22 protein-coding genes are annotated in these 25,629 nt (G+C 63.6%); 14 read left to right on the top strand and 8 right to left on the bottom strand.

What is annotated here, in order from left to right:
• Positions 1-39: 39 nt before the first annotated feature.
• The gene (locus tag NC595_RS14180; RefSeq protein WP_253567487.1) at positions 40-1,266 is read right to left on the bottom strand and encodes a XylR family transcriptional regulator; all 1,227 of its coding nucleotides are present in this window, start codon (positions 1,264-1,266) and stop codon (positions 40-42) included.
• A gap of 305 nt (positions 1,267-1,571) precedes the next feature.
• Between NC595_RS14180 and xylB the strand changes: the two genes are divergently transcribed.
• The 6 genes from xylB to NC595_RS14150 all read left to right on the top strand — a co-directional run bounded on the left by xylB (position 1,572) and on the right by NC595_RS14150 (position 9,972).
• A complete protein-coding gene (gene xylB, locus NC595_RS14175) occupies positions 1,572-3,071 on the top strand; it encodes a xylulokinase (protein ID WP_253567485.1) in 1,500 nt (499 codons plus the stop codon).
• A 39-nt stretch (positions 3,072-3,110) separates the two neighbouring features.
• Positions 3,111-4,451 (top strand): xylose isomerase, encoded by a 1,341-nt coding sequence (xylA, locus tag NC595_RS14170; RefSeq protein WP_253567483.1) that lies wholly within the window; start codon positions 3,111-3,113, stop codon positions 4,449-4,451.
• A gap of 49 nt (positions 4,452-4,500) precedes the next feature.
• A complete protein-coding gene (locus tag NC595_RS14165; protein ID WP_253568344.1) occupies positions 4,501-5,928 on the top strand; it encodes a sugar porter family MFS transporter in 1,428 nt (475 codons plus the stop codon).
• 230 nt (positions 5,929-6,158) lie between these two features.
• A complete protein-coding gene (locus tag NC595_RS14160) occupies positions 6,159-8,582 on the top strand; it encodes a glycoside hydrolase family 31 protein (protein ID WP_253567481.1) in 2,424 nt (807 codons plus the stop codon).
• 351 nt (positions 8,583-8,933) lie between these two features.
• Positions 8,934-9,392 (top strand): hypothetical protein, encoded by a 459-nt coding sequence (locus NC595_RS14155; protein WP_253567479.1) that lies wholly within the window; start codon positions 8,934-8,936, stop codon positions 9,390-9,392.
• Between the two features lie 70 nt (positions 9,393-9,462).
• Positions 9,463-9,972, top strand: a complete 510-nt coding sequence (locus NC595_RS14150; protein WP_253567477.1) for a DUF2127 domain-containing protein — start codon at positions 9,463-9,465, stop codon at positions 9,970-9,972.
• 222 nt (positions 9,973-10,194) lie between these two features.
• Here NC595_RS14150 and NC595_RS14145 read toward each other — a convergent pair whose 3' ends face one another.
• Positions 10,195-11,154 (bottom strand): aldo/keto reductase, encoded by a 960-nt coding sequence (locus NC595_RS14145; RefSeq protein WP_253567475.1) that lies wholly within the window; start codon positions 11,152-11,154, stop codon positions 10,195-10,197.
• 171 nt (positions 11,155-11,325) lie between these two features.
• Here NC595_RS14145 and NC595_RS14140 point away from each other — a divergent pair, with 171 nt between their 5' ends.
• The gene (locus NC595_RS14140; RefSeq protein ID WP_253567473.1) at positions 11,326-12,225 is read left to right on the top strand and encodes an AraC family transcriptional regulator; all 900 of its coding nucleotides are present in this window, start codon (positions 11,326-11,328) and stop codon (positions 12,223-12,225) included.
• Positions 12,226-12,376: 151 nt separating this feature from the next.
• Here NC595_RS14140 and NC595_RS14135 read toward each other — a convergent pair whose 3' ends face one another.
• Positions 12,377-13,312 carry a GlxA family transcriptional regulator gene (locus tag NC595_RS14135; protein ID WP_253567471.1) on the bottom strand — a complete coding sequence of 312 codons (936 nt, stop codon included), beginning with the start codon at positions 13,310-13,312 and terminating at the stop codon, positions 12,377-12,379.
• Positions 13,313-13,391: 79 nt separating this feature from the next.
• On the opposite strand from NC595_RS14135, the gene NC595_RS14130 reads away from it, so the two are divergent.
• Together NC595_RS14130 and NC595_RS14125 are read left to right on the top strand one after the other, a co-directional pair.
• Positions 13,392-14,075 (top strand): DJ-1/PfpI family protein, encoded by a 684-nt coding sequence (locus NC595_RS14130; protein ID WP_253567469.1) that lies wholly within the window; start codon positions 13,392-13,394, stop codon positions 14,073-14,075.
• A 27-nt stretch (positions 14,076-14,102) separates the two neighbouring features.
• Positions 14,103-14,846: an SDR family oxidoreductase gene (locus NC595_RS14125; protein ID WP_253567467.1), complete on the top strand. Its 744-nt coding sequence runs from the start codon at positions 14,103-14,105 to the stop codon at positions 14,844-14,846.
• Positions 14,847-15,011: 165 nt separating this feature from the next.
• Here NC595_RS14125 and NC595_RS14120 read toward each other — a convergent pair whose 3' ends face one another.
• Entirely contained in the window at positions 15,012-15,944 is a 933-nt protein-coding gene (locus NC595_RS14120; RefSeq protein WP_253567465.1) for an AraC family transcriptional regulator, read from the bottom strand.
• Between the two features lie 135 nt (positions 15,945-16,079).
• Here NC595_RS14120 and NC595_RS14115 point away from each other — a divergent pair, with 135 nt between their 5' ends.
• Positions 16,080-16,910, top strand: a complete 831-nt coding sequence (locus NC595_RS14115; protein ID WP_253567463.1) for an oxidoreductase — start codon at positions 16,080-16,082, stop codon at positions 16,908-16,910.
• 198 nt (positions 16,911-17,108) lie between these two features.
• Here the strand turns inward: NC595_RS14115 and NC595_RS14110 are convergent, their stop codons facing one another.
• Positions 17,109-18,281, bottom strand: a complete 1,173-nt coding sequence (locus tag NC595_RS14110) for an alpha/beta fold hydrolase (RefSeq protein ID WP_253567460.1) — start codon at positions 18,279-18,281, stop codon at positions 17,109-17,111.
• Positions 18,282-18,474: 193 nt separating this feature from the next.
• Here NC595_RS14110 and NC595_RS14105 point away from each other — a divergent pair, with 193 nt between their 5' ends.
• Positions 18,475-19,047 (top strand): TetR/AcrR family transcriptional regulator, encoded by a 573-nt coding sequence (locus NC595_RS14105; RefSeq protein ID WP_253567458.1) that lies wholly within the window; start codon positions 18,475-18,477, stop codon positions 19,045-19,047.
• 229 nt (positions 19,048-19,276) lie between these two features.
• The gene (locus NC595_RS14100) at positions 19,277-20,431 is read left to right on the top strand and encodes an epoxide hydrolase family protein (RefSeq protein ID WP_253567456.1); all 1,155 of its coding nucleotides are present in this window, start codon (positions 19,277-19,279) and stop codon (positions 20,429-20,431) included.
• Between the two features lie 173 nt (positions 20,432-20,604).
• Here the strand turns inward: NC595_RS14100 and NC595_RS14095 are convergent, their stop codons facing one another.
• Positions 20,605-21,477, bottom strand: coding sequence for an SDR family oxidoreductase (locus NC595_RS14095; protein WP_253567454.1), 873 nt, complete (start codon positions 21,475-21,477; stop codon positions 20,605-20,607).
• A 107-nt stretch (positions 21,478-21,584) separates the two neighbouring features.
• On the opposite strand from NC595_RS14095, the gene NC595_RS14090 reads away from it, so the two are divergent.
• A complete protein-coding gene (locus tag NC595_RS14090) occupies positions 21,585-22,478 on the top strand; it encodes a LysR family transcriptional regulator (protein WP_253567452.1) in 894 nt (297 codons plus the stop codon).
• Positions 22,479-22,505: 27 nt separating this feature from the next.
• Here NC595_RS14090 and NC595_RS14085 read toward each other — a convergent pair whose 3' ends face one another.
• Together NC595_RS14085 and NC595_RS14080 are read right to left on the bottom strand one after the other, a co-directional pair.
• Positions 22,506-22,673 (bottom strand): hypothetical protein, encoded by a 168-nt coding sequence (locus tag NC595_RS14085; RefSeq protein WP_253567450.1) that lies wholly within the window; start codon positions 22,671-22,673, stop codon positions 22,506-22,508.
• A gap of 167 nt (positions 22,674-22,840) precedes the next feature.
• On the bottom strand, positions 22,841-24,178 hold the full coding sequence (locus NC595_RS14080) for an amidohydrolase family protein (RefSeq protein WP_253568342.1): 1,338 nt from the start codon (positions 24,176-24,178) through the stop codon (positions 22,841-22,843).
• Positions 24,179-24,646: 468 nt separating this feature from the next.
• On the opposite strand from NC595_RS14080, the gene NC595_RS14075 reads away from it, so the two are divergent.
• A complete protein-coding gene (locus NC595_RS14075) occupies positions 24,647-25,543 on the top strand; it encodes a hypothetical protein (RefSeq protein WP_253567448.1) in 897 nt (298 codons plus the stop codon).
• Positions 25,544-25,629: the final 86 nt, after the last annotated feature.

Below are 25,629 nucleotides of genomic sequence, written 5' to 3'. Positions count from 1 at the left end.
AACGATGCGACACGTCCCCGGTGCCGGGATGGTGTGTCGCTACAGCGACGCGCGTTTCGGCACCGTCAGCGGTTCCGCGACGCCGGGAACGTCCTCGCCGGCCTGCACCGCCTCGGCAAACTGGCGCGGCGTGCAACCGAGCTCGCGGCGGAACACCGCATACATGTACTGGAGCGAGGTGAACCCGCTGCGCACGGCCACGTCGGCCAGCGGCACGGCGGCATCGGCGAGCATCTGCTGCGCGGTCTGCAGCTTGTGCTGCAGGATCGCCTGGTGGACGGTCAACTTGAGCTCGCGCTTGAAGTGCTCTTCCAGCAGGGTGCGCGACACGCCCACGTAATCGGCGACCTGGTCGGTCTTGATCCCCAGGCAGGCGTACTGGCGGATGTGGTGCAGCGCGCGCATCACGTGCGGATTGTTCATCGGCACGTGCCGGCTGCTGGCCTGCACGTTGATGCCCTTGGGCGGCACGATGATCCGCTGCTGGGTGGGCCGTCCGCCGTGCAGCATCTGGTGCAGCAGGCGAGCCGCGGTGTGGCCCATTTCCTCGGCGCCCTGGATCACCGAGGTCAGCGGGATGCGGCTGAGCAATTGCGCCATCGGGTCGTTGTCGATGCCGACCACGGCGATCTCGGCCGGCACGGGCACGTCGGCCACGATGCAGGCCTGCAGCAGGTGGCGCGCACGCGCATCGGTCACCGCGATGATGCCGATCGGCTTGGGCAGGGCGCGCACCCAGTCCGCGATCGCCTCCTGGGCGACGCCCCAGCCGCCCGCGCTGGTGGGCGAGCCGCGGAACACCAGGCCTTCCAGATGATCGGCGCGGGTCATCTCGAGAAACGCCTGCTCGCGTTCCATCGCCCAGCGGTTGCCCGGCATCGGCGGCAGGCCATAAAACGCGAAGCGCTGCAGACCCTGGTCGATCAGGTGGTCGTAGGCCAGCCGCACCAGCCTGGCGTTGTCCGTGGCCACGTAGGGAATCCCGGCCGGGTAGTTCGCCGGATCGGCATAGGAACCGCCGACCGCGACCACCGGCAAGGGCATGCCGCAGAGGGTCTCGCCGACCACCGGATCGTCGAAGTCGGCAATGATGCCGTCGCCGCGCCAGTGGTGGATGCCCACCGTGCGGCTGCGGAAATCCTCCTCCATGAACAGGTCCCATTCGACCCGCGTGGACGTCAGGTAATTCCCGATGCCGGTGAGCACGTGACGGTCGTAGACCTTGTTCGCATTGAACAGCAGGGCGATGCGGTGGGGTGATGGCATGCGATACCACGATCTGCCGGGACGGCGTCTACTTGATGGCGTCGACGATACCTGTTGGTGGGTGGCGGTACATGCGGCAATGCCGCACGGAAAATGACGTGCCGCAATGACGGATTTCGCAATTGCAGCCCCGCGGCACCGGAAGCAGCATCGATCCGGGGTCGGGCCTGCGCGCCGCCCTGGACGGCGCCGGCACGTGCCTGCCGGCCGGTATCCGGACTCATGAAAGGGTGTGGTGTCTTGAAGGTTGCGAAGAAGAGTGCGCCGCCGATGGGAAGCGTGGGCGCCCGGGGACGGGTACCGGCATGAGCGTCGTCGCCGGCCTGGACATCGGTACCCAGAGCGTCAAGCTGCTCGTCTACGACACCGGGCATCGCCGCATGCTGGCGATTCGCGGGCGGTCGCTGCCGCTGGACGAGGGTGCCGACGGCAGCCGCGAGCAGCACCCGGCCTGGTGGATCGCCGCCGCAGCGCAATGCTTCGCCGACCTGGATGCCGATGTGCGCGCCCGCATCGTGGCCATCGGGGTTTCCGGCCAGCAGCACGGTTTCGTTCCGCTGGACGCGGCGGGCGAGGTGCTCGCCCCGGCGAAGCTGTGGTGCGACATCAGCAGTTGGCGCGAGTGCGACGAGATCATGGCCGCGGCCGGCGGCTACCGGCAGTGCATCGCGCTGGCGGGCAACCCGATCCTGGCCGGCTACACCGCGTCGAAGCTGCCGTGGACGCGCAAGCACCGTCCGGACGTCTACCGTCGGCTGGCCAGCATCCTGCTGCCGCACGACTACATCAATTTCTGGCTCACCGGCGAACGCTGGATGGAATACGGCGACGCCTCCGGCACGGGCTGGCTGGATGTGCGCTCGCGCCGCTGGTCCAGCGCGATGCTCGCGGCCACCGACGCAGACCGCGACCTGTCGGCCTACCTGCCGCCGCTGGTCGATGCGCACTTCAGCGCGCCGATCAGGCCGGCCACGGCCGACGCGCTGGGCCTGTCGCACGGGGTGCGTGTGTCCGCCGGCGGTGGCGACAACATGATGGCGGCGATCGGCACCGGCAACGTGGCGCCCGGGATCCTCAGCGTGAGCCTCGGCACCTCGGGCACGCTGTTCGCCAGCACGGAACGTCCACTGGTCGACGACGACGGCTTGTGGGCGGCGTTCTGTTCCTCGACCGGTGGTGGCCTGCCGCTGATCTGCACGATGAACTGCACCGTGGCCACCGGGGGCGTCGCCGAAGCCTTCGGTTTCGAAGCCGGCGAGGGCGACCGGCTGATCGAAAGTACGGCACCCGGCGCCGATGGCCTGCTGATGCTGCCGTTCTTCAATGGCGAACGCACGCCCGACCTGCCGTCGGCGCGCGCCAGCCTGCACGGCATGAGCCCGGGCAATTTCACCCGCGCCCATGTCTATCGCGCGGCGATGGAGGGCGCGACCTACGCGCTGCGCCACGGCCTCGACGCCTTGCGCAGCGCCGGCCTGCCATTCAAGGCGATCCGGCTGACCGGTGGCGGGGCGAACAGCGCACCGTGGCGACAGATGGTGGCCGACGTCTTCGGCCTGCCCGTGGACATACCCGTACAGACCGAAGGTGCTGCCTTCGGCGCCGCCCTGCAGGCCCTGTGGGCGTGGCGGCACCACGCCGGTGACACCTCGGGCATCGAAGGGATCGCACGCGAGCACGTGGCGCTGGACGAGGCGCGGGCCGTTTGGCCTGACGCCGATCGCGTGCAGGCATACCGCGAGCCCTACCAGCAGTTTCTCGAACAACTGACCGTTCTGCAGCAGACCCACGCGGTCTCCGGCTGATCCGTTTCAAGCAAGGCACATGCACAGGAATCGCACCCCATGAACACTCCCTTCGTCGGCAAACGCGAATACTTCGGCGGCATCGGCCGCATCCCCTACGAGGGCGTCGCCTCCGACAACCCGCTGGCGTTCAAGCACTACGACGCAAACCGGAAGATCGGCGACAAGACCATGGCCGAGCACCTGCGGTTCGCGGTGTGCTACTGGCACACGTTCTGCAACGCCGGACACGATCCGTTCGGCACCGGCACCCGCGTGTTTCCGTGGGACGCTGACGGTGCGCCGCTGGCGCGTGCCGAGGCGAAGATGGACGCGGCGTTCGAGTTCTTCACCAAGCTGGGCGTGCCGTACTACTGCTTCCACGACATCGACATGGCGCCCGACCACGACGACGTGGCCGTGTACGAAAGCAACCTCAAGCACATGGTCGCGCTCGCCAGGGAGCGCCAGCAGGCCACCGGCATGAAGCTGCTGTGGGGCACCGCCAACCTGTTCAGCCACCCGCGCTACATGAACGGCGCTGCCACCAATCCGGACTTCGACGTGGTCGCGCGTGCCGGCGTGCAGATCAAGGCCGCACTGGAGGCCACGGTGGAGCTGGGTGGTGGCAACTACGTGTTCTGGGGCGGCCGCGAGGGCTACGCCTCGCTGCACAACACGCAGATGAAGCGCGAACTGGACCACTTCGCGCGGTTCCTGACGATGGCGCGCGACTATGGACGCAGCATCGGCTTTCAGGGCAACTTCCTGATCGAGCCCAAGCCGATGGAGCCGATGAAGCACCAGTACGACTTCGATTCGTCGACGGTGACGGGCTTCCTGAAGGAGCACGGCCTGGAGCGGGACTTCAAGCTCAACATCGAGGCGAACCACGCCACGCTGGCCGGCCACACCTTCGAGCACGACCTGCAGGTGGCCTCCGACCACGGCCTGCTCGGCAGCATCGACGCCAACCGCGGCAACGCCCAGAACGGCTGGGATACCGATCAGTTCCCCAGCGACCTGTACGACACGGTGGGCGCGATGCTGGTGGTGCTGCGCCAGGGCGGGCTGGCGCCGGGAGGGCTCAATTTCGATGCCAAGGTGCGGCGCGAGTCGACCGATGCCGAAGACCTCTTCATGGCCCACATCGGCGGCATGGACGCCTTTGCGCGAGGACTCGAGGTGGCGCACGCACTGCTCACGCGCTCGCCGCTGGAGCAATGGCGCGCCGAACGCTACGCCAGCTTCGAAGCCGGCACCGGCCGCGCGTTTGCCGATGGCAAGTTGAGCCTGGATGATCTGCGCGCGCATGCCATGGCCCATGGCGAGCCCACGCAGCGCAGCGGCAAACAGGAGCGCTACGAGAACCTCGTCAACCAGTACCTGGTGCGGGTGTAGGCCATTCGGCGTTGCAACAGGACAGGCGAGGGGAGATCCGATCGTGGACATGCACAGCGCGACATTCGATACCGGCGGTTCGATCGAGCAGGCGGAAAACACGCGACTGATCGTGCAGATCAGTTGCGTCGCCACCCTGGGGGGGTTCCTGTTCGGCTTCGACAGTGGCGTGATCAACGGCACGGTGGACGGGCTCAAGCAGGCCTTCCACTCGACCGCGGCCGGCATCGGCTTCGAGGTGGCCTCGATGCTGCTCGGCTGCGCCATCGGCGCGTTTTTCGCCGGGCGCGCCGCCGACTACCAGGGGCGGCGCACGGTGCTGATTGCCGCGGCAATCCTGTTCCTGCTGTCGGCACTGGGGGCCGGTGCTGCGCCCAGCGTGGTGTTCTTCGTAGCGGCGCGCCTGGCCGGCGGGTTCGCGGTGGGCGCCGCCAGCGTGATCGCTCCGGCGTACATCGCCGAGGTGGCTCCGGCGCGCTATCGCGGACGCCTGGCCACCATGCAGCAGGTGGCGATCATCAGCGGCCTGTTCTGTGCCTTCCTCAGCAACTACCTGCTGGCCCGGGCGGCGGGTGCGTCCACCGAGGCGCTGTGGCTGGGTCTGGATGCATGGCGCTGGATGTTCTGGATGCAGGTGCTGCCTTCGACCCTGTTCCTGGTCTCGCTGACCTTCATCCCGGAGAGCCCCCGTTTCCTGGTGATGCGCAAGCGCGAAGCGGAGGCGCAGGCGGTGCTGGTGCGCCTGTACGGTGAGGCGACCGCGCGCACGAAACTGGCCGAGATCGGCGGCTCGCTGGCGCAGGACCGCCATCGCCCCAAGCTGTCCGACCTGGTCGACAAGACCACGCGCCGCCTGCACCCGATCGTGTGGGTGGGTATCGGGCTGGCCGTGCTGCAGCAGCTGGTGGGCATCAACGTGGTGTTCTACTACGGCGCCGTGCTGTGGCAGGCGGTGGGTTTCTCCGAGAGTGACGCGCTGCTGATCAACGTGGTGTCCGGCGCGTTGAGCATCGCCGCCTGCCTGGTCACCGTGGGCCTGGTCGACCGGATCGGTCGCAAGCCGCTGCTGTGGATCGGCTCGCTGGGCATGACGGTGTCGCTGGCGCTGGTGGTCTGGGCGTTCGCCCAGGCGCACATCGATGCGGCGGGCAAGCTGGCCTTGCCGCCGCCGATAGGCACACTGGCGCTGGTGGCGGCCAACGTCTACGTGGTGTTCTTCAACATGTCGTGGGGCCCGGTGATGTGGGTGATGCTGGGCGAGATGTTCCCGAACCAGATCCGCGGCTCCAGCCTGGCGGTGTCCGGCGCCGCACAGTGGATCGCCAACTTCGCCATCACCATTTCCTTTCCGCTGCTGCTGGTGGGTATCGGGCTGGCACCCACCTACGGCATCTATGCGGTGGCCGCGGCGCTGTCGACGGTCTTCGTGCTTCGCTACGTCAGGGAAACGCGGGGCAGGGAGCTGGAGCAGATGTGAAGCAAGGCTGGCTCGGAGCGCGCCGTCTCCACATGGAGGGGCGAAGCCAGTCGGCGAAGCCAGGGCGCTGTTGTCTGCAACGCCGGGCGGCTGACGTCAGTCCCACCTTGTGGGCCGGATAGATCAGGACCTCGCCTGCATGGGTTCCCGACAGAACAACACAGCGATGGAAACTCGCGCACGGCGGACTTCCGTAACGGCATCGGCCGAACGATGGGGCACGACATTGCATGATGCATAAACTGTTTTCGTGCGGACTTTGCGCGCTGCTCTTGAGCGCGTCGTTGAAGGTGGCCGCCTCAGCGCAGGACACCCCGCTCGTGCTGCAGCGGGAGGGGCGGACCATCTCGCTCGAACCTTACGCGCCAAACATCCTGCGGGTGACGTTCGGCGTCGACCGGGCGGCCGTGATGAGCCCACCCGGATACGGATTCGATGCCGAACCCTCGGCCAAGGGGTGGACGCATACGCGCGACGCGGCAGGCGGCGACGTGTTCCGTTCGGAGAATATGGTGGTACGGGTGGCGCCCGGGAAACTTGCGCCTGACGAACTCCCGCAGCGCATGCCACTGGACGCGCTGAACCGCCAACTGCGCGAGAAGTACTTCGGGGGGTGGAAGGATCCGAACACCTTCAACGATGCGCTGCAGGTCACCGATGCCGCAGGCAAGACGCTGCTGCGCATGCGCACATGGACGATGGTGCCCGAGGCGCCGCAGTCGGATGCAGACACAAAGAGCTTCCGTGTCGGCGCCACCTTCGAATCGCCCGCCAACGAGCATTACTACGGGCTCGGACAGCAGCAGAAGGGGTGGATGGACCTGCGCGATCACGAGGTCCACTGCTGGCACGACTATTCCGCGCTGGGCGGCGAGAACGTCTGCGTTCCCTTCATGGTGTCGAGCCTCGGCTACGGCCTGGTCTGGGACAACCCGTCGAAGACCACCATCCAGCTCGGCTTCAATGGTCAGAACGTCTGGTCGTCCGATGTGGGCGATCGCGTCTCCTATTTCGTCATCGCGGGACACAGCGCCGATGAGATTTACGCCGGTTATCGTCGGTTGACGGGCGTGACGCACCTGCTGCCCCGGCAGGTCTATGGCTACATCCAGAGCAAGGCGATCTACCCGACGCAGAAGCAAATCCTGGCCGTGGCCGACGAGTACCACCGCAAGCATCTGCCGCTGGGCGTGATGGTGGTCGATTTTCTCAACATGACCCGGCAGGGAAACCTGGACCTGGACCCGACGCGTTGGCCGGATCCCGCCGCCATGAACCAGCACCTGCACGCGATGGGTGTGGGCACGCTGCTGAGCGTATGGCCGCATTTCTCGAAGGGGTCGAAGTTCTACGACATGCTCGCCAGCAAAGGCTGGCTGGTGCATACGCCAGATGGCGTGCCCGATCCGGGCGGCTTCAAGGCGGTCATCGGACCGAATATCGACACCACGAATCCGGCCGCGGCAAAGTGGTTCTGGCAGGAAATCCGCGATCGCTACATCAAGCCGTTTGGCTTCGACTACCTATGGCTCGATGAAACCGAACCGGACATCGACCCGGCAAAGGACGTGTTCTGGATCGGCTCGGGCAGGCGCTTCTATAACGTGTATCCGCTGTTTCATACCGCCTCGGTGTACGACGGATTCCGGCGCGATTTCGGCAACAGCCGAAGGGTGATGATTCTTGCGCGTGCGGCCTACCTCGGCGCGCAGCGCAACGGCACGGTCTTCTGGTCCAGCGACATCTTTGCGACCTGGGACATGCTCAAGCGGTCCATTCCGGCGGGGCTCAATTTCACCGCGACGGGTTTGCCGTACTGGGACACGGACATCGCGGGCTTCTTCTCGCCCCTGATTCCCGCCGACTACCACGCGGCACACAAACCCTTGATCGACGGCTCCGACGTGCGCGGCACGATCGGAAACTACGATGACTATCCCGAGCTGTTCGTGCGCTGGTTCGAATGGGGCGCCTTTCAGCCAGTGATGCGTGCGCACGGCGAAAGGAATCACAACGAGGTGTGGTCCTACGGCAAGCAGGCCGAGCCGATCCTGGCGAAATACCTGAAGCTGCGCTACCGGCTCTTGCCGTACACCTATTCGGCGGCCTATCGCAGCTACCGGACGGGCGCGCCCTACATGCGTGCACTGTTCATGGATTTTCCGCACGATCCGAAGGTGGCGAACATCCCCGACGAATACATGTACGGGCCAGCGTTCCTGGTCGCTCCGGTTACCGAGCAAGGCGCCACTCATCGAACGGTGTATCTGCCGGCAGGCTGCGATTGGTACAACTACTGGACGAACCAGCGCCTGCACGGCGGGCAGACGGTCGACGTGGATGCACCGATCGAAACACTGCCGCTGTTCGTGAAAGCAGGGAGCATCGTGCCGATGGGCTCGGACGAAGGCAGTGTCCGGCACACGCAGAAGATCGTGTCGGTAAAGGTCTACCCGGGAGCGGACGGCAGCTTCGCGCTCTTCCGTGACGACGGGACGACCTACCACTACGAACAGGGCAAGTACTCGGTCACCCGGCTGATCTGGAACGACGCCGCCCATCGACTGCAGCATGAGGGGGCGCCGGCATGGAACGGGCCCGATTCGGCCGTCGTCTCCGTCGTAGGCGACGCGCCTGCCACACCTTCGAACTGACGCGGCATCCAGAGATCCGAGCGGCACTCCTAGCCCCTTGAGAACGCGTATCCAGCCACCCCGGCGCGCCAGCACCGGAGATGCCATGGCAAGCTGCAGCATGTGATGCGGATTCGCTCGACACGCAAAGGATGCGCGCCCGTCATTACGGTAACTGCCAGCTGTACGGAGATGGCCGGCCAGCACGCAGCTAAGTGGCCCATAAGGATCCGGACGTATCCAGGAACCATGCGAGTCGAAACGATGGGCGATGTCGATCGTTCGCTCGGCGTGGTGGATCGACCGGCTGGATCCTCCGCTCGCACGACGCACATAGGCCGGACATCGAAACAGAGTCGACGGAGGTGGGTCATGGTCAAGCGCCTGGCTGCAAACAAAATGTTGATCGCAATGGCTGTTGCGACCCTTTGCACTGTGCCGTTGGGCGCATCGGCCCATGATCATTGGGATCATGGGGACCGGTATCGGCACGAATGGCACCATGAAGACCGGCACGGCGATCGCGACGACTGGCACGGTGATCGCGATGACTGGCACCGTGATCGCGGCGATTGGCATCGCGGTGGCGACCGGTGGCGGCATGACGACGACAGGGACGGCGGCCGTTGGATAGCGGGTGCGCTCGTGTCCGGTGCGGTGGAAGGCCTCATCGACAATGCCGTGGCTCCGGCACCCCGTTACTACGAAGCGCCGCCTAGGGTGGTCTATCGTCGTCGGGTGATCTACCGGCAAGCGCCAGTAGTCACGCGAACCATTGTCTACGGTGCATCTTACGGGTCGCGTTACGACGACGACGATGATGGCGACTGAGCCCTGCGGTTCGGTTCGAAAAGAGCCCGGCCCCGGCCGGGCTCTTCGGTAACGGATCGACGAAAAGCCCATGCGATATCTGTCCACGCGGACGACAACCGACAAGCTGTTTGCCATCGCTCTCGTGCTCAAGGCCATCGATGCCCTGGGAGAGGTGGCAGGCGGGCTGTGGCTGCTGCTGATCGATCCACAATGGCTGCAGGGCAGGGTGGCCGTCCTCGTGGCACCCGAGCTGCGCGAGGATCCTCGCGATGTTCTCGCCATGCATGTCCTGCACTGGGCGGCCCACCTCAAGCAGCACGCCATGCTGTTCGCGGGCGTGTACCTGCTTTCGCACGGCGTGGCAAAGCTGGTCGTGCTGGTGGAGATCGTGCGCGGCCGGCTGTGGGCCTACCCGGGACTGATCGCGCTGACCGCACTGTTTGCGGCCTACCAGCTGTACCACATGGCCGTGACCGGACTGTCGGCCGGCTATCTCGCGCTGACACTGTTTGATCTGCTGATCATCGCGCTCACGAACGTGGAATACGTCAAGCTGCGCTCGCCAGGCTCGGCCATCCCTGGTTTTGACCGCGACTGATCCGAAGTGGAGAGATTAGGGCTGGTTATCGGGGGTAGGGCAGTCTTTGACGTAACGGCCTGGATCCGATCGCCATCGCACCGATTGGAAGCAGAACGCCATGCCCGGGAGGCCAGATGACTTCCGCGATCATCAAGGTCGAGGCAGGGGACCTTGCCGCTTCCCATGTCAGGAAGCGGCAGGACCAGAGGCAGGTGCCTCGATGGCTACAGAGGATGGCTTTCAGACAACCATTTCCCGTTCCCACCAACCTCGGGTGCTCACCCCGGCGACATCCGCAACGACTTCGAGCTCCACGATGTCGTCATGTGTGAGCGTGAGATGGCTGGCACGGACCAGCCCATCGATATGATGCGGGCGCGTCACGCCAATGATCGGTGTTGCCCCCTTGGCGATGGCCCACGCGATGGCGACCTCGGGAGCGGTCGCCCCTAGTCGCTTACCGATAGCTGCGAGCTTGTCGGTCAGCGCCGAGATTTGCGGCAGTATGGCGTTGTACGTGCCGGCCCGATCGCTGTGAATCGGCATGGGGTTCTCTGGGCTGTATTTTCCGCTCAGAGCCCCCTGTTCAAGCACCATGTAGGCAAAGAAAGGGATGCCTTGCCTGCGGCAGTAATCCAGTATGCCGGCGCGCTCTGAGCCGCGGTGGAGCAGGCTGTAGTGGTTCTGGATGGCGTCGATCCGAAAGCCCGCTTCTGCAAGTATCTTGTTCGCGAGTTCGATCTCTTCCAGGTTGTGGTTCGATACGCCCACATGCTTGACCTTGCCGCTCTGCAGCAACGGGATCAGCTGTGGCGTCCACCTCTCCACGCTGCCGGGGTTATGGATCCAGTATAGGTCGATATAGTCCGTGCCCAGGCGGGCCAGGCTCTGCTCAAGCATGTCCGCCACCGGGTGGTTGCCACTCCCCGCCGCCTGCGGGGTGAACTTGGTTGAGAGCTGAAAGTCGCTTCGCGCGAACCGCTTGAGGACCTCTCCGAGCAGCGTCTCCGCTCGCCCCATCCCATACACGATGGCGGTATCCCACAAGCGCAACTCCGCTGCGTGCGCCTTGTCGGCGATCAATTCAAGATCCGCTCGATCCAGACCGCTGCCGAAGTAGCCATAGCCAGGTTCGCCGTTGTCGCCCCACGCCCATGTGCCGAGTGCGGCCGTAGGAATTTTCAGTTGGTCAGTCGTCATGTTGTTCTCATCCTCGCTTTTTGACCAAGACCGTCTTGACCCTGGCGCAGCGTCGACTTTTGCGCACGGCGCCTCTCGGTCATGAGCCTGATTTGCCGGGATGAATGCCCGATCCTCCAGCGCCGGCACGTTCCGGCGTAGCCTGGGGGGACTCGTGCCATCATGGGACCCATGGAACAGTTGGCAGAAATAGCCTCGATCATCGCCCGCAACGTCACGATGGATGGATTCCAGGCCACTCCGATCGATCGCTTGACGCTTGTACGATCCTCCACCGTGACCATGCCAATGCCGAACGTGTACCGGCCGCAACTTTGCCTCGTCGTGCAGGGACGAAAAGAGGTCGCGCTGGGTGATCAGGTCTTCCAATACGCACCGGGCCGCTACGGTGTGGTGACATACGACCTGCCTGCGACGGGCCAAGTCATCGATGCGAGTCCCCAGCGTCCCTACCTCTGCGTCTATCTAGACTTCGATCCAGTCTTGCTGGGCGAATTGGCGCTGCGCGTTCCAGCACCGTCGGTAGCGCCGTCCACTCCGATCGGCAAGTCGGTATCCGACGCTGGTGTCGCTTTGCTTGACGCGGTGCTACGCCTGTTGCGTCTGCTCGAAGATTCGGCGGCGCGACCGGTCCTTGCACCGCTTGCGGAGCAGGAAATCCTGTATCACCTGTTGGCCGGACCGGAAGGCGCACGGATGCGCTATGTCACCTCGAGCCATGGTCGGCTGGCCCAAGTTGGTCGCGCGATTGCCTGGATCGGGAAGAACTTCAGGGAGCGCTTCAGCATTGATCGACTGGCAAAGGAGGTGGGTATGAGCCCGTCGAGCCTGTACGACCATTTCCGTGCCGTGACTGCCATGACGCCACTTCAGTTTCAGAAGCAGCTCAGACTGCAGGACGCACGTAGCCTGATGCTGGTCGAGCACATCGACGTGGCGACCGCCGCCTTCCGTGTGGGTTACGAGAGCGTGTCGCAGTTCAGTCGGGAATATCGCCGGCTCTTTGGCGAACCGCCGGCGCGCGACATTGCCCGCTTGCGAACATCCCCACGTTTGGCGGTCTTGGCTTAAGTCCGGCTCTGGAGCGCGGCGCTGAATTTGGCGCGATGGTCTTGATCTCAATGCAGGCTACGCCCTATCTCCTGATGCAGCCTGATGCTGGTCAGCATGCGGCAGGGCGGGGTATGGACCTGCATTTGTCCGGCTCAAGGAGGAAGCTCGGCTACCTTCTCGCAGCCCGACGGATGGCTTGAGGCGGGACTCCATGCAATTTCACGAAGGCTCGACGCATGCGCTCGGGATCAGTGAATCCGACAGAGCGCGCGATCTGTTCCACGGGTTCAGACTCATCTTGCAGCCTTACGAGCGCGGCTTCAACGCGCAAACGTTCCACAGCCCGAGCAGGCGTTTCTCCGGTCTCACGACGGAACGCGCGGCTGAATTGTCGCGGGCTGAGATGAGCGGCCTCTGCCAGGCGCTGGACGTCGAGTGGTTCCGGCAGATGCTCACGCGCAAAGGCGAGTGCAAGACGGATGCGATCGCTTGAGGGCTCCATCTGCGACAGCGAAGAGAACTGCGATTGCCCGCCTGACCGGCGGTAGTAAACAACAAGCTCGCGTGCAACCTCCCGCGCCATATCGGCGCCGTGATCCGCCTCGATCAGCGCAAGCGCCAGATCAATCCCCGCCGTGATTCCTGCTGAGGTCCAGATGCCTTTGTCCGCTATGAAGATGTGATCGGCCTCGACTCTGACCTTCGGGTAGTCCTGCTGCAGTAGATGAGCCACCCGCCAATGGGTCGTTGCCCGGCGCCCGTCGAGCAGTCCCGCCTCGGCCAGAAGAAAGGCTCCTGTGCAAACGCTGGTAACACGCGCCGTCTCAGCCGCAAGAGCACGCACGGCGGCGATCTCGCTCGGGTTCCGCATCGGCGCGAGGTTCCCGCCGACCACGATGAGCGTGTCCAGATTTTTCCACTCGGCAGAGAGGCTCTCGACGAGTGCCCCGCCACTTCCACGCACCAGGCCGCCCTTCTGCGACAAGACCTCCAGCGCGTAAAGAGACCGGCCGGCGATCTTGGCAACCGATTCGAACGCGCCGAAGGGCCCGGCGAAGTCCAGGATCTGATGCCCCGGATAGAGGTAGAAGCCGATGCGATGCATGATGGCCTAATTTAAGGGTTATACGACATTTACGCCAGATCTCTTCTGCGTCAGTCTGACTGGCAAAAGGAGACCTGCCATGACACATGTCCTCATACCCCTCTACGAAGGCGTAACCCCCCTCGACTTCGTCGGCCCCTATCAACTTCTGCATGCCCTGCCGGATATCAACATCACGCTCGCGGCGCTCGACGGGAACGAAGTCCTGGCGGACGGCCTGACCTTCGGCGCGCTTGGCAATCTGGCATGGATCGAGGGTTGCGACATTCTTCTGGTTCCTGGCGGCCTTGGCTGCATTCCAGCGCTGGAGACGCCTCGCTTCCTCGCAGAAATTCGGCGGCTCGCGAAAGGCGCCGTCTATGTCACCTCGGTCTGCACCGGCTCGTTGATCCTCGCCGCGGCAGGGCTTCTCGGCGGGCGTCGTGCCGGATGCCATTGGGCCTTTCGAGAGCTTCTCGGCGCTTTTGGGGCAATTCCGGACGCAGGGCGGGTGGTCCATGACGGCAAGTACATCACTGGTGGAGGGGTCACGGCCGGGACGGATTTCGCCCTCTCCCTGATTGCCGAACTGCGCGGGGAGGCGGCCGCGCAGGGCGCCCAGCTCTTGCTGGAATACGCCCCTGAACCGCCGTTCCAGGCGGGCCTCCCCGAAACGGCCCCGCGATCGGTCCTGGCCGCGGTGAATGCCCGGCTCTGCGATCGCATAGCCGACTCCAAGCGGCGCATTGCGATCGTCGCCGACCAGTTGCGCAGTGCCGACTGAAATCCCTCTCAAGAAAAGCAAATCCTCATGAGACTGAAGAACAAGACCGTCCTGATCACGGGCGGAACCAGCGGCATCGGGCTCGCTACGGCGAAACTCTTCCTCCGCGAGGGCGCACGCGTCGCCGTCACGGGGCGCGATGAAGGCCGCTTTGACGCCGTGCGCGCTGAGCTGGGCGAAGAGGTCCTGATCTTCCGGGCCGATGCCCGCTCGATCCCCGACATGCAGGCGGTCAGCAAGGAGATTGGCGATGCCTTTGGTGAGCTCGATATCTTCTTCGCCAACGCGGGCATCGCCTACGCCACCCCGCTCGCCGAAACCGACTCGGAACGATATGACGAGATCATGGATATCGACGTCAAAGGCGTGTTCTTCTCGATGCAGGCCGTGGCACCGATCCTGCGTCAAGGAGCCTCGGTGATCCTGACGTCCTCATTCATCATTCATGTCGGCCGGCCCGGGCTCTCCCTGCTTTCTGCCGCGAAAGCTGCAGTCCGTTCGCTTGCAAGGACGTGGTCGCGCGAATTTCTCGACCGCAAGATTCGCGTCAACACGATCTCTCCTGGCTTCATCGACACACCACTTATCGGACGCCATCGCAGCAGGGACGAGCTGCAGGCATTCAGGGACAAAGCCGCTCAGACTGTTCCTATCGGTCGAATCGGAGAAGCAGAAGATGTCGCGGCCGCAGCCCTCTATCTCGCCAGCGACGAGTCCAGCTATGTGGTGGGCGCAGAACTGGTCGTAGATGGTGGCGTCTCGCAGATTTGAGGCTGGGGTCCTATCCCGATGGCCTCGATGCTTGTTGATGTCACATCAACACAGTCCGCCGACGCCCGCCTTTACTTCGGCCCCAGCATGGGGCCGAGACTGAGCCAGCCATAGAACCATCACGCAGAATGAAATGCCCAGCGTGGCTAACCCTTCGCATGTCAATCAGTGCGACGAAACGAACTCGGACTTTTCAAGGGGAGCCGGCATGGCGAAGTTGCGCTTCATTCGCTCTATCTCTTCGAGCGGTGGCCTGCCGAATAGTCGTTTGAATTCACGACTGAACTGGGATGCGCTCTCGTAGCCGACGGCTATCGCCGCCGAAGCGGCCGTGAGTTGTTGCCGAAGCATGAGCAGACGAGCCTGATGTAGGCGCGTCGATTGCACATAACGCATGGGCGACGTACCCGTGATCGCGCGAAAGTGCGCGTGGAAGGTGGGAGGGCTCATTGCCGCCTCGGATGCGAGTCTGTCTACGCTAAGTGCTTCCGCATAACGGCCGTGTATGAGGCGGATCGCACGAACCACCATCCCAAACTTTCCTTGTTGCGCCAGTGCCGCTCGCATCGAACCGCCCTGGGCGCCGGCGAGTATCCGATAGTAGATTTCGCGCACGAGCTGGGGACCGAGAATCTCGTCATCAGGGGGATGCGTCATCGCTTCAAGCAGACGTACGATCGATGCGGCCAATGTGTCTTCCATGGGCGAGGAATACAGCCCGCGGGGCGGAGCGGGGGACGCGCCGTGCCGTTCGTCAATTTGCATGCAGACTTCCGCGGCGACGGCGTGGTCGAGCCGGAAGTAGATCGCCAGCAATGGTTTCTCGCTAGAGGCACCCGTCTCCATCGTGAAAGGCACCGGCACGGAAACGACGAGGTAGTGCTGATCGTCATAAACGAACACGTTGTCGCCTAGCATTCCCCGCTTACGACCCTGCGCGACAACGACGATGCCCGGCTCGTAGAGCACTGGAGTATGGCTGAGTGGTCGATCGGAGCGTAGAAGGCGCACGTCCGGCAACGACGTCAATGTATAGCCCTCCCTCGTCGCAAGCTTACGGAGCAGGGCGATCATGCGCTGGCGGGAAGAAATGCCCATGCGGCTACTCTGTGGCGTTCTTTTTCATGGCGCAAGTAAGTGTCATAGGATCAGGCAATGTCGCCACACCGAGGGTCATGGGCAGCAATGCGTTCGGCACCTACATTGGTTCCGAATTCAACCAGGAGTCCATCCATGCCCCAGAAGACCCTTTTTATTACCGGCGTCAGCAGCGGCTTCGGCCTCGCGCTTGCTCGCGAGGCCCTTGCAGCCGGCCACAGGGTGATCGGCACCGTCCGTAGCGACGAATCCCGTCTTGCCTTCGAGGCCCTGGACAGCGGTCGCGCCCATGCGCTTCTGCTGGACGTGACCAACATCGATGCGATCCCGGATGTCGTTGCCGATGCGGAATCCAACTTTGGTCCGATCGACGTCCTTGTGAACAACGCGGGCTACGGCCACGAAGGCATCTTCGAGGAATCACCGCTTGACGACATGCGCCGGCAGTTCGAGGTAAACGTCTTCGGCACCGTAGCCGTCACTCATGCATTTGTGCCGCGCTTTCGCAAGCGTCGCACGGGACACATCGTGAACATCACCTCGATGGGTGGCTTCATCACGATGCCTGGTATCGCTTACTACTGTGGCAGCAAGTTTGCACTCGAAGGCATCAGCGAAGTGCTCGCAAAAGAGCTGAAGCCCTTCGGCGTGCATGTTACGGCCGTTGCTCCGGGAAGCTTCAGGACCGACTGGGCTGGAAGGTCGATGCAGCGATCTCCCAGGAGCATCCCCGACTATGACGACATGTTTGATCCCATCCGGCTTGCCCGACGCGAGAAGAGCGGGAAACAGCTCGGGGATCCTGCAAAAGCGGCTCAAGCCATTCTCGCGTTGATCGATCATCCTTCCCCGCCAGCGCATCTGCTGCTGGGAGGTGACGCGCTCGCCCTGGTGCAAGACAAGCTTGCCGCGATGGCGGAAGAGATCCGAGTTTGGGAGGACGTGACGCGGTCGACCGATGGGTAGCTCTTAGTGCTCATGCGATTGATGCAAGTGGCGGGGCGGATCAGCTCAGCCACTCGCATCATCCTGTATCGGGCAACACTTCAGCTTGAGCTGCGGCAAAGGCGAGGCGCATGCCTCCATCGATGGTCGCGATGGGGGTGCAGACCGCGCTAGTCAGCCCTTTAAGAATGCGATGCGTTGATGCCATCGCTCCCATGGTTATTGCGTTCGACCTGTGTCGTTTATGAAGTCAAGCAGGAGCTCACTCAGTCGAATCGGCTGTTCCTGTTGAATCCAGTGGCCGACGCCGTCGATCATCTCAACGCCTTGCAGGCAGGTGGTCGCCTTGGTCTTCATCAGTTCGAGGGCAGCCGGGGTCGCATACGTTCCCCAGTCCTTCTCACCACCGATGAAGAGGGACGGCACGTCGACGGTCCCACCCGAAAACAGGCGGAGTTCGTCGTTCAGGGCTGGATCCGAGAGGACACGATAAGCCTGCAATGCGCCCTGAAAGCCCGTGCGCCTGAATTCCTCGACATAGATCCCAAGATCGGCCTCGGTGAGCCACGCACAGGCCTGGACCTCAACGACTGACGGATGGAACGGGGCAACCGTTTCCGGCATCGTCTTTTCGAGGTCCATGACGTAATACGTGGGCATCCTGGCGAAGTCTTCAGCACTGCTGCCCGGCAGGACATGCGGGTCATTTCCAGGCCAGTCGCCGCTCTTGACGTGGTAGAACGCCCTGAGAAAAGCATGCAACCCTTGTGGGGGATGCGACATATCCACATTAGCCTGCCGTGAGCTTAGATAGTGCTGGTAATGCTTTCTAGGGGGGCGAAGCGCGCTCAAGGCTGCAGCCAGATTGTTTGTTCCGGCACCCGGGATGACTGAAGACATGTCCAGTTGTGCAGTATCGAAAGGAAAGGTCGGAGGCCCCGGAAACGGCGCGCTCAGGAACACGACAGAACGGAAGACATCGGGTCGGGCGAGCGCGCAATAAGCCGATACAGGCGAGCCGATGTCATGCCCGATCACCGTTGCTGCTTGCCGGTACCCCAGGGCCGAGACCAGGGCAAGCGTATCGCGCGCCATGTTTAGAAGGCTGAAAGGCGCCAGTGGAGTGTCGTAGGCATCTTGCCACCCAGTGGTTCGGCCATATCCGCGAAGATCAGGCGCAACGACGTGATATCCGGACGCAGCCAGGACCGGAAGCAGGAAGCGCCAGCCGTAGGCTAGATCGGGGAAGCCGTGCAGTAGCACTAACAAAGGCCTGCCTGGGCGCTCGTGGCCAGCCTCGAGGATATGCATATCGAGCCCGTTGACTCTCGGGATAAGGCGAGATCGGATCCGGTCAGGTAGTTGCCCTGTGGCATAGGACGGAAGGGTCATTTCGACTTCTCCTGAGGATCGTGCGGGGAGTTCGGAGAATGCTCAGACACCAGCTCGGCCAAAGGTATCGAGCGCTTGCAGGTCTGAGGGCGGCGAGTGGGCGGCGTGACTATGGCGAGCGACATACTATGTCGATTGACATACTATGTCAATCGACATATCTTCGCACTCAGCGCTGCGGAAGGATCAACCGATGACAAGTAGGACCGAGGCACGGTCACGCGCGATTGCAGCGGCCGAACGCCTGTTTCGCATCCAGGGTTACACCGCGACCGGTTTGACACAGATCCTCACGGAGAGCGGAGCCCCGAAGGGATCGTTCTACTTTCACTTCCCGCGGGGAAAAGCGCAGCTAGCAGAAGAGGCGATCGATCACTATGTCGACGCCCGGAAGAGCGTGTTGCGTCAGATATCTGCACGGACATCGGGGGACGCCGCTGGATTCATCCGCGAACTCTTCAAGGCATTCGCGGCCGAGATGGCATCTACTGGGTATGAGTATGGATGCCTGATGCAGAATCTCGCGAATGAGTTGCCATCTATCGATGCTGACCTGACCCAGCGTGTCTCGCGTGGCTTTGTTGAGACCACCGACATCATCGCCGATCACTTCCGCGCGTGTGCAATCTCTCGAAGTCGCGCTGCGTCACTCGCAAATGCGGTAGCTGCGGCGGCCGAGGGTGCGCGAACGATTGCACGTGTGCAGCGCTCTTCAGCAGTGTTCGATGCGCTGAGCGCGATGTTTCAGTCCAACCATCTGAAGTAGCGGACTTCTGAAGATCGCCGTCACATCCAATTGCCCGCTATTCCTGCGATCAATCACCATCACAGCGACATCATAACTATGCGATTTCCTTGGTCGAGGACGTGTGCCTCCCGGAGCAGACCATTTTGCTGGCTCTAAATCGACACCAGACGGCCGGACTGCTCCTGAAACATGGGGAGCCCCCGCGAACGAGTCGTTTCTACATGCAAGCGGTGTCGGAGTACCAGCGATGAATCCGCGCGAGTTCAAGATCAACATCCCTGATGAGCGCATCGAAGACCTTGCAAGGCGGTTGCGTGCGACGCGATGGCCCGCCGCGATGGATGGCGGCAACTGGGATGACGGGGCGAGCCTTACCTTCATGCGCCGTCTGGTCGATCATTGGTCGAATCGGTTTGACTGGCGCGCTCAGGAAGCGCGTCTGAACCGCTTGTCCCACTGCATGGGGACGGTGGACGGACAGGAGCTTCACTTCATCCATCAGCCGGGCCATGGACCTTCGCCCATGCCTTTGGTGCTCACGCACGGGTGGCCGGGCTCCTTCACCGAGATGGAGCGCGTTATTCCGTTACTTGCAGATCCGGGCGCCCACGGTGGCGATCCCGCCGACGCCTTTCACGTTGTCGTCCCCTCCTTGCCGGGCTTTGGTTTTTCCGCAGCTCCCGCTTCACCGGGTACCAGCGCATTCAAGATTGCCGAATGGTGGCTCAAGCTCATGAAAGGGCTGGGCTACGAACGCTTCGCGGCGCAAGGTGGCGACATCGGAGCCGGGGTGTCGACGTGGCTGGCACGCCGCTTTCCCGATCAGGTCATCGGTGTCCACATCAACTACATTCCGGGTAGTTACCGCCCCCCACTGGGCGCGGGCCAGCCTCCGGTGACAGCGCAAGAGCAGGCCTATCTTGAAACGGTTGCTGCGTGGTCAAGTGCGGAGGGGGCCTATGCGGCCGAACAGGCGACAAAACCTCAGACATTGGCCTATGCGATGACCGACTCGCCCGTGGGCTTGGCGGCATGGATTGTGGAAAAGTTCCGCGCATGGAGCGATTGCGACGGTGACATCGAGCGTGTCTTCACCATGGATGAGCTGCTGACCGACGTATCCATCTATTGGTTCGGTCAGATGCTGGATGCCTCGTTTCGAATCTACAAAGAAAACCGGCTTCGTCCATTGGCTTTCGAGGCGTCAGAACGAGTTGCCACGCCATTGGGGGTGGCCGTTTTCCCGCGCGAACTGCCCACTCCACCGCGATCGTGGGTGGAGCGCGTCTTCAATGTTCAGAGTTGGACGACCATGCCCCGCGGTGGCCACTTTGCCGCGCTGGAGCAGCCACACCTTTTAGTCGAGGATGTTCGAGCCTTTTTTCGACCGCTTCGTCGATGACGAGTTGAGAAGTCCTCACATGGTTGTGATTGTAGGTGCCTGATGTGCACGATTAGTCGGCGTTATCGGGGGTAAGAAAAAGCGAGGTCATTTGACCCGAGGCGATTTTCTCACCCGCTCCGATCGATGCCCGCGCTGCACATAGCCTGCCGCACGGGCACCGTGAAGGAAGCTCAGGCGGCCGCCCTTGCAACCTCCGCTACAAACCCGCGATACGAACGCAGCGGCCGCCCCAGCAGTTGGGTCAGGCGCGGCACGTCGCCCGGTTCCGGGGTCATGCCGTCGCTGACCCAGCGTTCGGCCATCAGCCGCATCTCGTAGGCCATCCAGGGCGGCATGAACCCGGCGGCGTTCTGTTCGAACCCGGCGGGGTCGTCGCCGCCGTAGACCACCGGGCGTCCCAGCGCGTCCGTCCAGATAGCCGCCACGTCCGCGCCGGTGAGCGTGTCCGGGCCGACCACGTTGATCGTTTCGATCGGCAACGTGTCCGGGCCTTCACTGCGGCGGATCAGTTCGATCGCAGCGACTTCGGCGATGTCGCGCGCATCGACCATCGCCAGACCCTTGTGGCCGATCGGCATCGGGTAGACGCCGTGGTCGAGCACCGCGTCCTTGATCATGTGCTCGTTGTCGATGAAGTAGGCCGGGCGCAGGATCGTGGCGCTGAAGCCCATCTGCTGCAGCATGCGCTCGGCGCCGAATTTCACCGCGAAGTGCGGCACGTTGACGTAGCGGTCCGCGTGGATCACCGACAGGTAGACCACCCGCTTCACGCCCGCCTCGCGGGCCACGTTGAGCGTGAGAAGCGCCTGGGTGAACTCGTCGCCGGTCACCGCATTGAGCAGGAACAGGGTGCTGACGCCGTCGAAGGCGGCGCGCAGAGCGTCGAGGTCGAGCAGGTCGCCTTTCACCACCTCCACGCCGGCGGGGAAGGTGGCTTTGGCGGGATCGCGGGTGAGCACCCGCACGGCGGCGCCGCGCTGGGCAAGCTGATCGACGACGTGGCGGCCGACGCGGCCGGTGGCACCAGTTACGAGGATGGTCATGGCATGTACTCCGAGTGGGTGGGTTGGGAACACACTCGTCATGCTATCGATCCAAATTCGCAGGCATAGCCGCTAAAATGGGACGCCTCGTCTCATGGTTGGAACACATGGATCTGCTCGCGCTTGCCGATTTCAACCTCGTGGCCCGCCATGGCGGGTTCGGCCGGGCCGCGCGCGAAGCGGGCCGGCCCAAGGCCACGCTGTCCCGGCGTGTGGCCGAACTGGAGGCCAGCTTGGATCTGCGCCTGTTCGAGCGTGGGGCGCGATCGCTCAAGCTCACCGAAGAAGGCCGCGCCCTGTACGAACGCACGGCGCTCCTGCTCACCGAGCTCGATGAGACCGCTACGGCCATCGCCTCCGGCGGCCACACCGCCCGCGGGCGTTTGCGCATCAGCGCGCCGCTGCTCTTTTCACAGACCGCGATGGGCAAGCTCGCGGCCGGCTTCGCGCTCCGGTTTCCGCAGGTGCAACTGGAGATCACTGCCGACGACCGCGCCGTGGACATGATCGAAGAGGCCTACGACCTGGTCATTCGCGTCAATCCCGAGCCCGACGCCAACCTGGTGGGACGTATCTTTCTGCGCGATCGACTGGTGGTCGTCGCCAGTGCGAACCTGGCCAAGACCGCAGACAACGAGCCCGTGCCAGTCATCGTCCGCGGCGCGGTGCAGCCGACGGAAACCTGGACGATGACCACGCCCACCGGGCCGTCCACGCTCATCGCCAAGCCGGTGATCGGCCTGTCATCCCTGCTCATGGTTCGCGATGCCGCGCGCATGGGCGCCGGTGCCGCCCGCCTGCCGTTGTCGCTCGCCAGCCCTGATCTCGCTGCCGGCACGCTGGTGCAGTGGGGCAGGGTGGACGGACCGGAGATCGAACTGTGGGCGCTCTATCCCACCCGCCGCCTGCTCAGCGCGCGCGTCTCGGCGTTTCTGGACTATCTGAGGGAGGCGTTTCCGAAGGGGACGCCGGATGAGTTGGCGGCATATGTAGGTGGTTAAGGCGCCCCAAGGCCGCTGTGGCACTCCTCAGCGCAGCGCCCACTCGGTGTTGGGATCGCGATCGCGGCCACGCGCCAAAGTGGTCTTGGCCATCTGCCAGTAGGCGAACGCCAGCGCCAACGCGATGACGTCAACGAAAAATCGATGCCAATGCCTGGATGTCGCTGCTGGCACGGACGTCGTGCGCCACGCCAAGAGCAACTTCTGCGCTATACGCAAAGTGCTCCGCACGCAGAGAGCTCAACCCCGTAAGAAGACGAGGCCAGGCAACGGTGATGTCATCCAGTACTCCGCGTTTCGCCGCCGACGCGCTTGCCTAGTACCTAGCACCCTGACCACGCGCGAAATCCGGATCGCCGCAGCTAACGGTCGGTGATGTCGTCTTTCGTCAGAGGCACGAACGCATTGCGCGTGTAGATGCGTCCCCGCTTGACGGTCATCAGCACCGAGCGCAGATTCTTCAGGTCAGCGAGCGGATTGCGCGCGAGCACGACCATGTTGGCCAGCTTGCCCGGCTCGATGCTGCCCATGTCGCGTTGCTGCCCGGCCGCGCGGGCGCTGATGAGCGTGGCCGATTTCAGGACCGCATCGTTCGGCATGCCGGCCTTAGCCGCCAGGGTGGCAAGCTCGTGAAAAAGATCCGGCCACTGATCGGTCCAGTCACCGATGAAGTCGGTGCCGGCGTCGATCGGTACGCCCGCCCGGTAAGCCTGAGCGGTGATCTCACCGCCCACGGTGTCGTCGCAACTGCCCGGTGGCAGTGGAGGCATGGTGGTCGAACCGTCGGTATCGGCGCTGTATGCCCAGAGCGTCGCGTCGAGGATCGTGCCACGCCGCACCATCTCGTTGAAAAGACGAGCCAGTGCCGGGTTGTCGCTATGGCGAAACTTCGTCAGGTCGACCGGCGCATGCGGATCGTTCCAACCGGGCACGTGTGCATCCGGTTCACGAATGAGCAGACAGGCGTGCGATATCGCGTCGACTCCAGCAGCCACCATGTCCGAGGGCTTGGCGGGATAGAGCGTGGCATGCGCCCACACCAGCAGCCCCTGTCGATGCGCTTCGGCGGTGATCCGAGCGGCGAGGTCTGCAGGAAGATCGGCATAGAGCTTGATGGCGGTTGCCCACGTGCCTTTCGCCCGCGCGACCGCCAGGGGCAATTCGGTGTCCTTGGTGATGGCCTGCATCCAGGGCACGTGGCCCGGAGTGCCACCCACGGAGACCTGGCCGGCGCGTTCGTCCGTAAAGAAGTCGGGCCCGGCCATCAGCGCTGCGTAGTAGATGTCGGGCGCGGGGATCTCGCCGACCAGGCTGGCACGAGTGAGCTCTCCCACCGGGCGCAGATCGTCGGCCATATCGCGAACCGCGGTCACACCTCCATACAGATCGCGCCGCAAAATCGCTTCGGCCTGCCGAGTGTTTGGCGGGGTGGCCAGATGGACATGCGCGTCGATCATTCCAGGCATCAGGAAGCGCCCATGCAGGTCGATCGCCTTCGCTTTGGCCCGTACTGCTGGCGCAAGTTCGGCATCCGGCAAAACGCGAAGGATGCGCTCCCCCTCGACAAGAACGTCCATGTCGGCCCGGGGCGGGGCGCCCGTCCCGTCGATAAGCGTCGCGCCCTGAAACAGCGTGAGCTTGCCCTGCGAAGCCTTGCCGGAAGGCGTCGCGGCTTGCGAAAGAGCGCAGCAAAACAGCACGGCCAAAGTGAGCGCCGGTCGAGCCAGTGAAAGACTCGAATGAGCCGGTCGGTTTGCCCTGCGAGTGAAAGCCCGCGGCACCCGACTTACGATCCGATCCCCCAATACGCCCCGCCGGATCCCGCTCAAGGAAGTGGGTTCTGTACCGCAGCCTCGGTCGTCCATTCCCGTTCTCCTGTCACGTGGGAGCCATCAACTCATTGATGCCGAACACGTCACCGCCATGTCCACTGCCATCAACAAAACCGGAGCATCGGCAGACGGCAGGTGTGCTGGCGGAGGATATTGCTCCCGGATAGTGGCGCCGCTCAAGCGGCTTGCTTCAATTCCACGCATGACATCCAAGGGTCGGCGACTGACCCACGCTATCGCGTCGTCTCGGTTGGCCAAAACCGCACAGAAACTCACAGAGCGACGGTGTCAGGCGGCATCATTGGCAGCTCAGTTCAAGCGCCCAAAGGAGCCAACATGCAAGGGACCATTGCCCACGCCGTCGCACTCGTTCTGGAAGGAAATGCAGCGCTAAGAGGTGTGAGCTCAACGGGCCTGGACAACGGGCACAGCACGATGACGTTCTGCGAGTTTGTGCGCTTCGTCGACCTGGCCAGCACGCCGACAGGCTGGTCCGAGCGGACGGTGGCTGAGGATCCCACCGCGTGGTTTGGCTACCTCAAGGAGCGGGGTTTCAACGAACTGCGCCTGTCGCATGGCCCCTCCGGAGGCACCAACCCAAACGGGGTACCCGACCGCATGCTCGCCGCTTTCATCGGAGGGGGTGGGCGTTGGCAGATTCAGGCGAGCAGGCCACGTGGCTCCGACTCCTGGGAGTCGCGCTGGACAGTGGGCGACCGGGAGCGTGCGGACCGGCGGATATGGCAGGTGACGTACGGAAGAGTGGCGAGGAACCAGCCGCCAAGCGCCGATGAGTCGATCGACCTGCAGGCACTTCGAGACGAGTTGCGTGAGGCGCTGGTGCGCATCAAGGCGTTCGCATCCAAGCAGGGCTTGGACAACTTCGCCGTCTGCTTTGCGAACGGACTGGACGATCTCGCGGCGCCGTCGCCTGTCCACGCGTTCCACAAGGAATTGGCCAACCCATCGCTGCTTCCTTTGGCGGCGATCCAACTGCTGTCGGCGGCGCAGTCCGCGTGGGTCTTCGGAGGTATGGGCTCATGGAACGATCTTGGCTTCGACGGCGAAGACCAGGCGACCTACGAATCCATCTCGGAAGCGCTGTACGGCACCGTCAACCGCGCCATCGTGGCGGCGACAAATTCATCTGCGTCTGGCAGTACCTGTGCGCCTGATCCCGATCCGGGCAGCGACAAGCCGGGGAAGCGGGTGTGGTGGAAGCGGTTTGGCTGACAAAGCCTTGTTGCACACGCGAGCAGTCACATGGCGCGACGCGGCCGCTCGCTCAGACGCGGCATCAGGTCAGGCCAGCCTCATGT

Origin of the sequence: Dyella lutea (assembly GCF_024158035.1) — a bacterium.
In the GTDB taxonomy this organism is placed as follows: domain Bacteria; phylum Pseudomonadota; class Gammaproteobacteria; order Xanthomonadales; family Rhodanobacteraceae; genus Dyella_A; species Dyella_A lutea.
Note: the sequence above shows the minus strand (reverse complement) of the source record. Positions and strands in the feature narration are given on the sequence as shown.

Excerpts from the sequence above, each read along its gene's own strand:
- NC595_RS14150 (WP_253567477.1), top strand. The coding sequence starts at position 9,463 with ATGCGATATCTGTCCACGCGGACGACAACCGACAAGCTGTTTGCCATC.
- NC595_RS14135 (WP_253567471.1), bottom strand. The coding sequence starts at position 13,312 with ATGCATCGCATCGGCTTCTACCTCTATCCGGGGCATCAGATCCTGGAC.
- NC595_RS14090 (WP_253567452.1), top strand. The coding sequence starts at position 21,585 with ATGGATCTGCTCGCGCTTGCCGATTTCAACCTCGTGGCCCGCCATGGC.
- NC595_RS14180 (WP_253567487.1), bottom strand. The coding sequence starts at position 1,266 with ATGCCATCACCCCACCGCATCGCCCTGCTGTTCAATGCGAACAAGGTC.
- NC595_RS14100 (WP_253567456.1), top strand. The coding sequence starts at position 19,277 with ATGAATCCGCGCGAGTTCAAGATCAACATCCCTGATGAGCGCATCGAA.
- xylA (WP_253567483.1), top strand. The coding sequence starts at position 3,111 with ATGAACACTCCCTTCGTCGGCAAACGCGAATACTTCGGCGGCATCGGC.
- NC595_RS14115 (WP_253567463.1), top strand. The coding sequence starts at position 16,080 with ATGCCCCAGAAGACCCTTTTTATTACCGGCGTCAGCAGCGGCTTCGGC.
- NC595_RS14125 (WP_253567467.1), top strand. The coding sequence starts at position 14,103 with ATGAGACTGAAGAACAAGACCGTCCTGATCACGGGCGGAACCAGCGGC.
- NC595_RS14110 (WP_253567460.1), bottom strand. The coding sequence starts at position 18,281 with ATGACCCTTCCGTCCTATGCCACAGGGCAACTACCTGACCGGATCCGA.
- NC595_RS14075 (WP_253567448.1), top strand. The coding sequence starts at position 24,647 with ATGCAAGGGACCATTGCCCACGCCGTCGCACTCGTTCTGGAAGGAAAT.
- NC595_RS14105 (WP_253567458.1), top strand. The coding sequence starts at position 18,475 with ATGACAAGTAGGACCGAGGCACGGTCACGCGCGATTGCAGCGGCCGAA.
- NC595_RS14145 (WP_253567475.1), bottom strand. The coding sequence starts at position 11,154 with ATGACGACTGACCAACTGAAAATTCCTACGGCCGCACTCGGCACATGG.
- NC595_RS14095 (WP_253567454.1), bottom strand. The coding sequence starts at position 21,477 with ATGACCATCCTCGTAACTGGTGCCACCGGCCGCGTCGGCCGCCACGTC.
- NC595_RS14155 (WP_253567479.1), top strand. The coding sequence starts at position 8,934 with ATGGTCAAGCGCCTGGCTGCAAACAAAATGTTGATCGCAATGGCTGTT.
- NC595_RS14160 (WP_253567481.1), top strand. The coding sequence starts at position 6,159 with ATGATGCATAAACTGTTTTCGTGCGGACTTTGCGCGCTGCTCTTGAGC.
- xylB (WP_253567485.1), top strand. The coding sequence starts at position 1,572 with ATGAGCGTCGTCGCCGGCCTGGACATCGGTACCCAGAGCGTCAAGCTG.
- NC595_RS14120 (WP_253567465.1), bottom strand. The coding sequence starts at position 15,944 with ATGGGCATTTCTTCCCGCCAGCGCATGATCGCCCTGCTCCGTAAGCTT.
- NC595_RS14165 (WP_253568344.1), top strand. The coding sequence starts at position 4,501 with ATGCACAGCGCGACATTCGATACCGGCGGTTCGATCGAGCAGGCGGAA.
- NC595_RS14130 (WP_253567469.1), top strand. The coding sequence starts at position 13,392 with ATGACACATGTCCTCATACCCCTCTACGAAGGCGTAACCCCCCTCGAC.
- NC595_RS14140 (WP_253567473.1), top strand. The coding sequence starts at position 11,326 with ATGGAACAGTTGGCAGAAATAGCCTCGATCATCGCCCGCAACGTCACG.